This window comes from Lysinibacillus sphaericus (assembly GCF_015844675.1).
Lineage (GTDB): Bacteria > Bacillota > Bacilli > Bacillales_A > Planococcaceae > Lysinibacillus > Lysinibacillus sphaericus_E.
Window position 1 is genome coordinate 1 of the sequence record NZ_LDGC01000033.1, and the last position, 12,456, is coordinate 12,456.

Sequence of the window (12,456 nt, forward strand, 5' to 3'; positions counted from 1 at the left end):
GCATATGAATTATCTACTACGTTAAAGATGTCCCTTGTCTATAAGACGCTTGAAAAGTTAAAAACACATCTAGACGGCAATCTCCATCCGGAAGCGATGATTCACTCGGACCAAGGTATTCATTATACACACCCAGAATATCAGCAGCGTGTAAAAGAAATGGGACTTCTCCAGTCAATGTCCCGCAGAGGAAATTGTCTTGATAATGCGCCAATAGAATCGTTCTTCGGTCATTTCAAAGATGAAGTAGATTATAAACAAGCAGAAAGTTTGGCAGAATTACACACAATAGTGATGGATTATATGGACCATTATAATCACACACGAAAGCAATGGACATTAAAAAAGATGGCTCCGGCAACTTACCGAAGCCATCTCATTGCGGCTTAACTTACAACTACATCCCTTTTTATTAAACTGTCTACAAAATAGGGTTCAGTTCAAATTGTCAAAACACACTTTTTTATTTCTTACATATTATAAGTTTTGATGATTCCAATAATAGGATAAAATGAAAGGAAGAGGCATGGATTAGCAAATGGAGGAATGCAATGATGGAAAATGAAAAAAGCTCAATTTGGATTGACGCAAGTATTGCAACAGTTTGGCGGGCTGTTACAGAGGAGGAGCAATTATCGCAATGGTACGCTCCAGATTCAACTTGGGAAATCCTTAAATTAGAGGCTGGAGAAGAGATTGTTTTCACGTTACTGCCGAATGAACAGAATCAGCTTGCAGAGAAATTACCGATGGTGTTGACAATCAAACATGTAACGCCAAATCGAGAGTTTTCGTTTTACTTAGGTATAGAAGAATCACTAATCTCTATTTTATTAGAGGAAGAACAAAATGGCACCACGGTCACTATTAATACGAGCGGTTACGAGGCTTCTCTCGCTAACTTAAAAGCTTTAGTAGAGTGATATCCTTTATCATATAAGTTTCATGAAGAATTTTATTTTTCATGAAACTTTTTTATTGTTCAGCAGTCTAACTGTAAATGCTTTTATGGGGGCGAGCAACATGTTAAAAGAACAGAAGGACGCTCACTTAGCTAGAGCTATGACAATGTACGGAGATTATTTGCTGCGAGTATGCTATACATATGTTCAAGATTGGACAGTGGCAGAGGATTTGGTTCAAGACACATTTGTAAAATATTACGAGAAAATGGAGCAATTTCGTGAAGAAGCTTCCGTCAAAACCTACTTATATCGCATTGCCATTAACAAGTGTCATAGTTATCTTTCAAGCTGGCGCTATAAAAAAATACAAGTTATTGATTATTGGAGCAAATTAAAAAGCCTATCCGAAAATCCTGAAGAGGAAGTATTGATGGGAGAAGCGGATGCACTGCTAGTAGCATCGATTGAAAAACTTCCAACGAAATACAAAGACGTACTACTTCTATTTCATTTTGCAGAGTTTTCCTTAAAGGACGTTGCAGATTTGCTAAAGCTACCAGTAAATACGGTGAAAACCCGATTAAGGCGAGCGCGTCAAATGGTTGGCTTCACGCTATTGGAGGAGGGATTCGAATATGGATCAGATTCGTAATGCCATCAACAAAATGTATAAGGAAGGTAAATTCTCTGACGAAAGCCAAGTAAAAACGTTTCAAAAAATTAATCAAAAAACGACAAAGCGAACACCATTCATTCCGATTATCCTAACAGTAGTCGTAACAGCTTGTCTGATCATTGGCTTAAAGATGATGCTCTTCCAACATGATAGCCAACCAATGACGACGGTGCTTACAGATTCAAATCTTTATCCAGAAAAGTCTGGAAGAGTGAAAGACTATAGCTCATTAGCACGGCCCTGGATGGTAGTAGGATTAGTAAGTGCTGTCTTTTTATTTATTTTCGCCATATTTGCCTTCATGAAAAATTGGTTTTGGCGTGTATTACTATGTATCATCATTATTATTGCTATTTTAGGGAATATGTCTGAACGAATCGGTTATCGTGTTTACGTACAGAATGAAGCAGACATTCAAAATGCTATAAAATGGGGTCCTATTACTAGTATGAAATTAAATGACATATTAACGATCCGTCAATATAGAATGGGCTATTTTTCAAATGAGCATTATCAATGTATTTCAATTTTCAAGAATGATGGAAAAGGCTATGCATTAGAATTCTACTTAATGAGTGAAGAAAATAAAATGAATGATGCTGTTTATTTAAAAGACATTGACCAAATTGTTATTCCATTACTAAACAATCATAACATTGAAAAATTAATAATAGACACTGGAGACGAGCGTATTGAGAAAGCAGTCGATTCGAATGATGCGCAATTAATATCAGTCCCTCTTCAATCAGAAATAGTGGTAATACATGCATTGGATCATGAAGGAAATACGTATATTCTTTATAATGCTTCACAAATTTTTACCTATCCATATTCAAAATACTAGTTCACTTTTTTGGAAAGGTGACATATCCATTATATAAATACTCATCTACGTCTTAGGTCTTAGAGTAATTTAAAGCGGAGGGTCGTTTTTATATATGACAGTTCCTATATAATGAATTTATTGGAATATTATATAGTAGGAGGAAAAACCATTGAAAAAATTTATGGGACTTGGTTTGGTTATAAGCGCCTCATTAATTGCGTTATCGGGGTGTAACTCAGTCGTACCAGGCAAAACCAAAGATGAAACGATCCTAGTGGAAAAGGATAAAGCGGAGAAGTTAGATGTTGATTTACAACTTGGTATTGGAGAAATAACAGTTAAAAAGGGTGCCAACGATTGGGTTGAAGGTACTGCTCAATACAATATTGATAAACTTGCACCAAAAGTAAAATATGATTTACGCGGCCAGACAGGAAAAGTAACGATTGAACATAAAGGTTCTACTAACTTGCGTTTAGGGAAAATAAAAAATATATGGGATATCGAACTGAATGATGATATTCCTATGGATCTCTCAATCGAAACGGGAGCATCGGATGCAGAGCTAGATTTACAAGGGTTGCAGCTGGAAAAATTAAATATTGAAACAGGCGTTGGCGATCTCGATGTGAATTTAGGAGGCGATTGGAAAAAAAGCTTCGAAGCGGATATTGAAACAGGTGTTGGGGACACTACTGTCATATTACCGTCAAAAGTTGGGGTAAAGCTTACGACGGAAAAAGGTATCGGTACATCAAATATAGAAGGTTTCATTTCCAAAGGCAAAGGGGTTTATGTAAACGAAGCGTATGAGAAAGCAGATGTAAAAATAGAAGTTAACTCGGAAATCGGAGTTGGCGACATTACTTTTAAATTGGATAAATAAAGAAAATTTTAGTAGGCTACTTTATATGAAGTAGTCTATTTTTTTTTTTCGTGGATACATAGGGACGGATAGAAAGATTAAAGAGCGAGATGTAAGGGGCAAAGTCGTGGATAGAACGAGCAAAATCGTGGATAGAACAGGCAAAGTCGTGGATAGAGCGATCAAAAACGTAGATAGAGCGGATAAAATGCACGATAGAAGAGCCGAAGTGACGGCGCCCGCTTGGAGTCACTTATTTTATTTAAAAAATTTTATCAAAGTGAAACCTTTTCATAGAGTTATTGACTCTAAGTATTGAAAGGAGGGAGCAGCGTGGAACATGACTTATCAATCGTCAAACAGGCTATTGCAGGGAATAAAGAGGCTTTTGAGCAGCTACTTATTCTAGAGGAAGAAAAATTATTTTATACTGCGCTTTCTTATGCTGGTCAAAAAGAGGATGCTTTGGATGCGATTCAAGAAGCAGCGTGTAAAGCCTTTCTAACAGTTCATCAGCTAAAGCATCCAGAATTTTTTTCTACATGGTTGTTTCGGATTTTAATACATGAGTGCTACCGGTTACTAAAAAAAGGGAATAAAATCATCCCCTATGAAGAAAGTGAATTATTAAATCGTTTACAGGAGCAAGAAAATGTTATTGCGAATCCAATCGATTTATCGGAATCCATACAGCGATTGAAACATTCTCAGCAAATGGCCATCATTTTATTTTATTATCACGATTTACCGATTAAAGAGATAGCAGAAGTAATGGAAAAGCCAGTTAGCACTATTAAAACGTATTTGCATCGCGGAAAAAAACAATTAAAGCGAGAATTAGAAAGGAGTGCAACGTTGAGTGAAAAAGCTATTTAATGAAAACGGTAGCCTTCCGGAATTCCCAAGAGATGAGGTACGAGCAGCAATTAGCAAAGGAATCCAACAAGCAGAGGAGCAAACAAATATGAGTCAAGCCCCTATTCAAATGAAAAGAAAAAGTAAACGTAAACCATTATTATATATAGCAAGTGCGGCAGCGGCGTTAAGTATTATGGTAGGTTCAGCCGCTTATGTATCACCAACATTCGCGAGTACATTATCACAGCTACCAATCGTCGGTTCGGTATTCAGTAACTCTGGCTTTCTTGGGCTAAAACAGGCAAGTGAACAAGGGTTAACAAGCACTATTGGAGAAAAACATACAATTAACGGTATTTCCGTAACGGTAGACGAAGTCCTTTATGACGCGTCTAATATTACAGTAGGACTTACAATTGATTCTGAAAAGGAATTAAGTGCTGAGTACTTCGGGGCAGGGTTTGACTTTACTATTAATGGTGAAAGTCCTGAAACGGGTTCTGGAAGCTATGGAGAAAAAGTTATAAGTCCAACGGTTCGTACAGGTATCGCCAGATTTGATGTGAAGGAGAACATGCCTGATTCTTTTGAACTGGGCTTATCGTTAAATGGTAAAGGAGGGGAAGAGTGGAAATTTGAAGTTCCTGTTAAAAAGATTTCTGATACCATTTATGTTCCTATCAACCATCAGCAACAAGCAGAGGGCATTCAACTAGATGTGTCCAAAATTTCATTCAGCCCATCAGGTATAGCACTAGACTTTAAAGCTACTGAAAAGGGAACAATTGATAATTCTCAAGTAGGCGCATCGTTTATAGAATTCCGTATTACCGATCAGAATGGCAAGGAGATTACATCGCATTCAGGTGGGGGAGAAGGTCATTTCGATAATGGTGTATGGAACTTTAGTAGCATCAAGTCCTTTGACCCGATTTCAGACGGTGTTCAAAAATTAACGATTACCCCTTATTTATCGCTTCCTTCAGGCGGAGGTGGTGTTGAAATTGATAAGGATGGTGCAGAAACAGAAATACCATTTGATCAGTCATCACTAAAAGAAGTGAAGTTCCAACCATTTACCGTAGAAGTACCAAAGGAAACTAAATAAATAGTTAAGCGCCAAATACAACCTTTGTATTTGGCGTTTATTTTATCGGTTTTCCACAAGAAGACTCCTTCCTCAATCACGTGCAGGGCGTAACCCAGTGATAGGTGGGAGATGAATTGTGGTTGGCGTTAGCTAAAAGTATTTAAACACATCATGCCTTATAGTATAATCAGGCGTATCAGAGGAAGGCGTGATTAAACCCAAAGACCATGCTCACATTTTGTTTAAAGCACAACCTAATACAGAATTATCCAAGTTCATCAATGCGTATAAGAGTGCTAGTTCCCGACTGATAAAACGTGACTTCCTATTAGTTGTTTGCCCATTCATGTGGTTAGAAAATACATCGAAAACCAAGGAATGAAGTGAGGTGAAAGCATTGTTAGTTAAAAAAGCTTATAAGTTCAGAATCTACCCAAATAAAGAGCAGGAAATACTGGTTGCGAAAACAATCGGTTGTTCTCGTTTTGTTTTTAATCACTCAAGTGTAATGAAGGAGCGAATATATTGAAGATTTATACATACAAACAACCTGCGGCAATAGAATCAACAGAGTTAGTAGCAATCGTTAATGAAGCGGGGGAAGTATCGTCTACTGTTCAGCGTGTTTATTCCAACGGATTGAAAAAGGCGTTTGACCGCACGATGGACTATCGTTATTTTGTACGTTTTGATGTGAGCGATGTCGCTGGCAAGACTCTTTTTACATGTAAGAAGAGGTCGCGACGTGGGCGAGTTCATTTTCGAGGGAAGGATTTCGTTACAGGCAAAGATTATATGATTGCCTATGATGGCTGGCAAATTATGATTCCTGATTTAATCATCACGGATGGCGCCCAACAAATAAAACTGAACAAGGAAATGGAAGACTGGTCAGTATTTACTGTTGATGATCAACCGATTGCTCGTTGGCAGGCTATTTTTTGTGAGACACATTTTGAGATTACGCTGCAAATTGAAGACAACAGTCCTATACAGCATGAAGCCTTTTTTATTGCGATTGGACAGGCCGTATTGTTTGTAGGAGCGTAATTGTTGATAGATGTCGATAAATTTGAAAAAGTGTCCGATAAACTGAAATAGTTGGGTGATAAAATGAGAAAGTTGGGCGATAAATTCAAAAAGTTAGGCGATAAATCTAAAATATTACGCGATAATTTAAAAAAAGCCCTGAATAAAGTTTGATTAACTTGATATGAGGACATATATAAAGAGCGTGTTTTGATTAATAAAAACACGCTCTTTATTACAGTATGTAGCTCTCAGGTCATTTCGATTTGAAGTGCCAACAGCTGCTCCAGCCCATCTTTTAATGGGGGTAGTGCCTCTCGGGCTGCCTCTTCAAGTTCCGCTATGCTACCGAAAATCCGGCATATTACCATTTCACATTCATAAATCTCTTTGCCTTTCAGCGCCTCGAATAGTGCCTGGGAAAGCTCAAGACTATCAATGGTTAGATTTTTGACTAGCGTAGCTTCATCAATCCCTCCAAGCAAAATGGATACAATTACCGGCATATGCTCCGCCTTTACGCCATGCGCCTCAATAAACGCCTCTGAATAGCCATCATGTGCTAACTGATGCTCTGTATCTACCATTTCCATATAGCGACAGACCAACGGAAAATAAGCCTTGCTGTACAAGCCTAGTCCCAATACCGCATAAGTGCCTGGCATGACCGATTCCTCACTAGGCTCCACATCCCCATACCATGCGAACTCTTCCATAGCAGTTTCCACATATTCTGCAAGCTTCGGAAACAAAGTAGGGTAGCTAAGTGCATTCGCAAAAAATTGATGTAGCTCGGACTTCGCCAGTTCCGTCATAGGAAGGAAGTTCTTTTGGCTACTCTCCAGTTTTAGCAGATAACTTTTGGAAAAACCTTGCTTCAAAAGATTGATAATGTAATCTAGCGCTTCTTTATATGCTAGTTCTTCTTCGGAGAGAATTAGGATTTCGATTGTTTGTGTAATATCGTTGTTTCTGCCTTCTATCAGCTCTCCACGATATGTACGAACAAATTTTCCACTGCCTTCTTTTAAATAAATAGCAGCCTCCTTGGAGCCCAGTTGGACTGCCAATTCCATATATTTTTGCCGAATATCTGGCTCAGTGAAGCCAATCTGTAATGCTGTATAAAGAAAGAACTTCATCTCGCTGATGTCTACGGAAGGACGATCTTCTTTCAAAGTCCAAATCATTCCATAATGACCGGATCGGGTAAAATGCTGCAGTAAAAAGTAATCTAACGCCCAATTTTTTAACGCATAAGTATACCGACTGATCCAGTCATTTTTGAGCTCATGTTCATGATCTAACTTGTCGGATAGACGACGAATTAACGGATCAATTACTTCCACTTCCTGTTTCATCAAATCAGGGTTGAGCAAATGATTGGCGAAAAAGAAAATGTCAATCTTTACAGGCAACACGGGCAGATCAGAAAGAATCATTGTTTGAATAAAATGATCCAGCTTCTTTTGTAGTTGAATCAACTTGGCCTCATTCAACAGCTGTTTGTTAAGCGTTAATTTCGAATTCTCCCATTCAAACTCAAACACAACTTCAAACTTGTAATCAAAGAAATCGTGTCCTTGTTCCTCCGAGCGGAACAATTCGTCTACAAGCCTGCACAAGGCAGGAAAGAACTCCTTAGTTAGAAGTTCATCGGTTAACTCCATGATGTAAGTATCCGCTCTAAATTTATTCGAGCTGGATAAAAATTTGGAGAAATCGATATAAATTTGACCTTTAGACCAAGTAAACTTGCCTTTTCTCCACGCCACCCGGAGGTAGTTGTGAACGCCAGCTTGCAACGTTCTTTGATCATTAAACTCATTGATTCTTTTACTTTCTTGTTTGTACATTGTAGTGATTTCCTGCCATACCTTATTTAGAAAAGCTTCTACAGCCTGATTCAACGGTGTCTCCTCCTAATATTGCAATCTACTTTCTCAGTGAGATAAAAGATGTAATATTTCTTTATAGTATTGCTCTAAAATACATTTTACAAAATTTAACACGGAAAGCGAACATCTTTTTTAATAAATCTACCTTGCTCGTTAGTTGAATTATAAAAATTCCCCGAAAAAAATATCATACCTCTAAGAAATCTATAGAGGTATGATATTTCAAATAGAATCTTTTAAAGAGGGTCTGAAGTCATTCAAATATCAATCATTTCATTCGCTAATTTCTTCCGACTAATCCAGTATCCTTGCAGCGTAAAGACAATGAGTGTCGCGGCTAAAAAGACGATACTCGCCATACTTAATGTGAAGAAGTCATAGTACGTCGGAGCCCCTTCGTCAATAAAGCTCAACATTCTCGTTAACGCTAATCCAAGAATTGTTCCAACTACTAGCCCGTATAACACAAATGATATCACTTGCGTTAAAATCAGCTTCATTAATCCGCTAGGGGAAAGACCAATTAGTCGTTGAATCGCATAATCGCTGCGTTTTGAATAAATGGAGTGAAGCAATGTTTGCAATACGCCAAGGCAAGTAGCGGTAATCAAAATAACGAAGACGCCAACAAAAAGGCTCCAGCGTTGGAAGATCATTTCATCGTTTTGCTCGATAAATGTCTCTTTATCAGTAATTTTTAATGCAGGCCAGCGCTTCTGTAAGAATGCGAGGTCTGCTAATGCCTGCTCTGTATCATCTGTTTCCACCATGATGTCTGTAATTATAGTTGAATCTGATACTATAAAAGAGGACCAATCGACAAACAAATCTATATATTCTTTATAAGAATCAAGGGCTATATCAACGACTATTAATTCACCAATTGGCACTTCTTGCTGAAGTGTTTCATCAAATGTCCCTGCCATTATATAATCACCAACAGCTAATTGATGTTTTTTGGCAAGTCGTTCTGTAATGATCACCCCATTTTTAAAATCTCCTTTAAAAGCATCAAGCTTTTCTAATTGGACGTATTTTTCAACATCAATGGCCTCGAAATTACTACCTTCCCAGCCGTTGTCACCTTCAAGCACAATATAAGGTGCGTTACTTCGTGCATAGGCATAGGACACGCTCGGCAATGCCTCAATTTCTTTAATCAAATCTGTTGTAATAGTTGGATCTTCTAATTCATTATCAATTTTTATAGATGTTTCATATTGAGAGTTTATATATCTATATGAGTTTTCCTGATTCGTTTTAAATAAAGAGCTACCGAATATTAAAATGACCATTAAACCAACAATACTAAGTACAATGGGCATATTTTTTCGCACCTGTGGCATGAGTTGCTGACACGCTAAGTAAGCTTCTTTGCCAAGTACAGCACGAATGGGCTTCAAGGAAATTTTGAATAGTACTGTAAAGAGATACGGCATGATATAGAGTAAAATCCCACAGACGAGTAATGTGCCGATTAAAATCATGAGTGCCCCTTTGCCATTACTTGTCCCGACTTGATAAGCATTCGCAAATAAGAATAGGGATATGAATGCAACGATTCCCATAACAATCGTTTTCCATTTTGTCCAGCGTAAATTTAAATTTTCATTTTCTGTGGCGATTTGTAAAGGTAATAAACTAGCGCTTTTATGAACTTGCCATTGTGTAATTAGTTGCAGCAATAAAAAACTTGCAATAGCAATCACGATAACAAAGATCATTGGTAAGTCAGTTTTTGCGTCGGGCATTTTCATCAAGGTAATTAGCTTTGGTAGCCAACTTTTTATCACTAATAAACTGACCGATGTCCCTAACAATACGCCAAAGCCAATGATGATAGATAATTGCAATTGTACTATGCGTCTTACTTGCTTAGTGGATGCGCCAAGTGCACGTAATACCATAAGCTGTTCTTTAATTTTGTAAAATAATAGCTGGAACGTTGATAGAAGTAAGACACTAGAAATAAGTAAAATAAAGAATGACAATACAATTATAAAAATGATTAATGCTTGTAAATTTCTCTTAATTTCATCGTAGTCGCTCATGATATCGACACGTAATGTGTCATCTAGCTGTTTCAAATCCGCACCAACTGCGGTTGTAATATTGTCGTTTTCCGTTTTAATGAGTGCAAACATCCCTGCAGTTTGTGCATCACTATTATCCATCCACGTTTTCAACACATCATTTTGGATCAGGATTATATTAGGACTATCTGTGCCCTTTAGAGGTGGAAGGATTTCTTGGATTGTAAAGGTACCTGTTTCTGCTTCAGCGGAGTTTCCGACTGTTTTATTGAACGTAACGTTTAATGTATCTCCGACATCCTTGTGGAAGAGACGGGCCATATTTTCAGTAATTACAACATCTTTCGGTTCAAGATTAACATTAAAATGATAGCGGCTTTTCACTAAGTCATCGTTTTCAACACCAACAGTATAAAATGATGTGTTTTTTTCATTTTCAACATTTGTATGAGCTAATGACACACTAGAAACTTTTGTGATTCCAGGCATTGATTCGAAATTTTCGATTTGCTGTGAAGTTAGCAGCCTATGTTGATCAGGTTATACCCTACCAGCAAATCCATTTCGCCATATAATGCTTGTATTTCTTCCTTCATTTGACTATTAGCATTCAATATGTAAACACTCATTGTCATGACAAGGCAAATAGAAATGGTAATAATACTTATACTCGTTAATACATTTGCCCACGCTGCACGAAATAGCTTCAGAGCAATGGTACGCATCGTAAACATTACACATCACCTCTAGTAATCAGCTTGAACTTTGATAAAATGCAATCTAAATCCTCAGCTGTTTGCTTATTTTGATAGGAATCCACAATGGCACCATCGTGGAAAAATAATACACGGTTTGCATAAGTAGCGACATAAGGGTCATGTGTCACGAGTAAAATTGTTTGATTCATATTGTTTTGCAAGTTTACTAACAGCTCTAAAATTTCATCTGTCGTATTCACATCCAATGCACCAGTTGGTTCATCGGCCAGTAAAATTGGCGGGTTTGCAATAATTGCGCGTGCTATAGCTACTCGTTGCTTTTGCCCACCAGAAAGCTCATTCGGTCGATGCTTCGCCCATGCGGCAATATTGAGCTTTTCCATCATTTGCTGTACACGCACTTTAATTTCTTTACTTGGCACATCATTAAGGATAAGGGGGAGCGCAATATTATCTTCAACTGATAAATCCTTCAACAGATGGAATGATTGAAAGATAAAGCCGATATTCTCTTTCCGGAATTTCGATGCTTTTGGCTCTTTATAAATATCATGTGCCTCCTGTCCAAATAAGAATAATGCACCTTCAGTTGGTTCATCGATGGCACTAATCATATTTAGTAGTGTACTTTTACCAGAACCGCTTGTCCCCATAATGGCCACCATTTCACCTTGATAAATCGTACAATGGATATTTTTCAATGCATTGACCGTATGATGCTTTTGTTGAAAGATTTTTGACATCCCTTCAATGCGTAACACTTCTGTTAAACGTCCTTCTGGGATTGGAATCGTATTAATAACTTCTTTCAACGGATTGAACCCATTCATCTATATATGCCCCCTTTAATTGTTGTCGTAAAGCTTGTAAGCCTCGGCGAATATGAGTTTTCACTGTGCCCTCAGGACATTGTAAAATCACGGCAATATCTTTTACCGAGTAGTCTTGATAAAAACGTAATAGTAAAACCGTTTTATATTTTTCCTCTAGCTTGCAGAGTGCATGCCATAAATCTAGTTCTTCTTCGATATATGTAGGTGATGTACTTTTGAGATCCTCTAATGTATGTGGTTCGACAAGCTGTACAGAGTTTTTCTTGGCAAGATAGGTTTTACAGCAATTAATAATAATGCGCGTTAGCCATGTTGAAAAATATTGAGGGTCCTTTAATTGAGGTAGGCCCTCATACGCACGGATAATGGTCTGTTGAAAAACTTCTACGGCGTCATTTTCATTTTGGACATAAACATAAGCCATTCGATATAGCTTATGTTGCTCTTGTTCAATAAGCTGATAGAAAGCTTGCTCATCTCCGTTTTGTGCTAACTGTACTAATGATTGTTGCTTTGTAGTAATGAAAATCGCCTCCTTCCGACTATTAGACTTGGCAAACCATCATTTCGATTCAAGTTTTTTTATTTTATTGGAAATTTAGTAGGTTATCACCATAACGTACGGTTGATTTCCCTTTCTCTAATGCTCATCTCCAAGTCTTGGATGAAGATCAACTTATATACATAGCTTAAGTTATAACCAACGATTCGCTAAATGTCGGTG

At 37.6% G+C, this 12,456-nt stretch carries 13 protein-coding genes and 2 pseudogenes; 10 read left to right on the forward strand and 5 right to left on the reverse strand.

Features of this window, described 5'->3' with window-relative positions; all coding sequences use genetic code 11:
- From ABE34_RS10515 to ABE34_RS10560, 10 genes and pseudogenes are all read left to right on the forward strand, one after another.
- A partial coding sequence (locus ABE34_RS10515) for an IS3 family transposase (protein WP_197141389.1) occupies positions 1–390 on the forward strand: 390 nt, incomplete at its 5' end.
- A gap of 161 nt (positions 391–551) precedes the next feature.
- Positions 552–923 (forward strand): SRPBCC family protein, encoded by a 372-nt coding sequence (locus ABE34_RS10520; protein ID WP_241747049.1) that lies wholly within the window; start codon positions 552–554, stop codon positions 921–923.
- A gap of 100 nt (positions 924–1,023) precedes the next feature.
- Entirely contained in the window at positions 1,024–1,557 is a 534-nt protein-coding gene (locus tag ABE34_RS10525) for a sigma-70 family RNA polymerase sigma factor (RefSeq protein ID WP_197142346.1), read from the forward strand.
- On the forward strand, positions 1,541–2,425 hold the full coding sequence (locus tag ABE34_RS10530; protein ID WP_197142347.1) for a hypothetical protein: 885 nt from the start codon (positions 1,541–1,543) through the stop codon (positions 2,423–2,425). The genes ABE34_RS10525 and ABE34_RS10530 overlap by 17 nt, the downstream gene beginning before the upstream one ends.
- A 151-nt stretch (positions 2,426–2,576) precedes the next feature.
- Entirely contained in the window at positions 2,577–3,293 is a 717-nt protein-coding gene (locus ABE34_RS10535) for a toast rack family protein (RefSeq protein ID WP_197142349.1), read from the forward strand.
- A gap of 312 nt (positions 3,294–3,605) precedes the next feature.
- Positions 3,606–4,148 carry a sigma-70 family RNA polymerase sigma factor gene (locus ABE34_RS10540; protein WP_197142351.1) on the forward strand — a complete coding sequence of 181 codons (543 nt, stop codon included), beginning with the start codon at positions 3,606–3,608 and terminating at the stop codon, positions 4,146–4,148.
- Positions 4,132–5,238 carry a DUF4179 domain-containing protein gene (locus tag ABE34_RS10545; protein WP_346655549.1) on the forward strand — a complete coding sequence of 369 codons (1,107 nt, stop codon included), beginning with the start codon at positions 4,132–4,134 and terminating at the stop codon, positions 5,236–5,238. Before ABE34_RS10540 ends, ABE34_RS10545 begins: the two co-directional genes overlap by 17 nt.
- Before the next feature lie 205 nt (positions 5,239–5,443).
- Positions 5,444–5,545 (forward strand): annotated as a pseudogene (locus ABE34_RS25825) (transposase); the annotation flags it as partial.
- Positions 5,546–5,617: 72 nt separating this feature from the next.
- Positions 5,618–5,719 (forward strand): annotated as a pseudogene (locus ABE34_RS10555) (helix-turn-helix domain-containing protein); the annotation flags it as partial.
- Between the two features lie 26 nt (positions 5,720–5,745).
- Positions 5,746–6,270, forward strand: coding sequence for a tubby C-terminal domain-like protein (locus ABE34_RS10560; RefSeq protein WP_197142353.1), 525 nt, complete (start codon positions 5,746–5,748; stop codon positions 6,268–6,270).
- Between the two features lie 230 nt (positions 6,271–6,500).
- Here ABE34_RS10560 and ABE34_RS10565 read toward each other — a convergent pair whose 3' ends face one another.
- From ABE34_RS10565 to ABE34_RS10585, 5 genes are all read right to left on the reverse strand, one after another.
- Positions 6,501–8,159 carry a DUF6138 family protein gene (locus tag ABE34_RS10565; protein ID WP_197142355.1) on the reverse strand — a complete coding sequence of 553 codons (1,659 nt, stop codon included), beginning with the start codon at positions 8,157–8,159 and terminating at the stop codon, positions 6,501–6,503.
- A 245-nt stretch (positions 8,160–8,404) separates the two neighbouring features.
- A complete protein-coding gene (locus ABE34_RS10570) occupies positions 8,405–10,642 on the reverse strand; it encodes an FtsX-like permease family protein (protein WP_197229821.1) in 2,238 nt (745 codons plus the stop codon).
- A 56-nt stretch (positions 10,643–10,698) separates the two neighbouring features.
- A complete protein-coding gene (locus tag ABE34_RS10575; RefSeq protein WP_197142359.1) occupies positions 10,699–10,914 on the reverse strand; it encodes a hypothetical protein in 216 nt (71 codons plus the stop codon).
- Entirely contained in the window at positions 10,914–11,642 is a 729-nt protein-coding gene (locus tag ABE34_RS10580; protein ID WP_430982162.1) for an ABC transporter ATP-binding protein, read from the reverse strand. Before ABE34_RS10580 ends, ABE34_RS10575 begins: the two co-directional genes overlap by 1 nt.
- 52 nt (positions 11,643–11,694) lie before the next feature.
- Positions 11,695–12,261 (reverse strand): sigma-70 family RNA polymerase sigma factor, encoded by a 567-nt coding sequence (locus ABE34_RS10585; protein WP_346655550.1) that lies wholly within the window; start codon positions 12,259–12,261, stop codon positions 11,695–11,697.
- Positions 12,262–12,456: the final 195 nt, after the last annotated feature.

Excerpts from the sequence above, each read along its gene's own strand:
- ABE34_RS10520 (WP_241747049.1), top strand. The coding sequence starts at position 552 with ATGATGGAAAATGAAAAAAGCTCAATTTGGATTGACGCAAGTATTGCA.
- ABE34_RS10525 (WP_197142346.1), top strand. The coding sequence starts at position 1,024 with ATGTTAAAAGAACAGAAGGACGCTCACTTAGCTAGAGCTATGACAATG.
- ABE34_RS10530 (WP_197142347.1), top strand. The coding sequence starts at position 1,541 with ATGGATCAGATTCGTAATGCCATCAACAAAATGTATAAGGAAGGTAAA.
- ABE34_RS10575 (WP_197142359.1), bottom strand. The coding sequence starts at position 10,914 with ATGTTTACGATGCGTACCATTGCTCTGAAGCTATTTCGTGCAGCGTGG.
- ABE34_RS10580 (WP_430982162.1), bottom strand. The coding sequence starts at position 11,642 with ATGTCAAAAATCTTTCAACAAAAGCATCATACGGTCAATGCATTGAAA.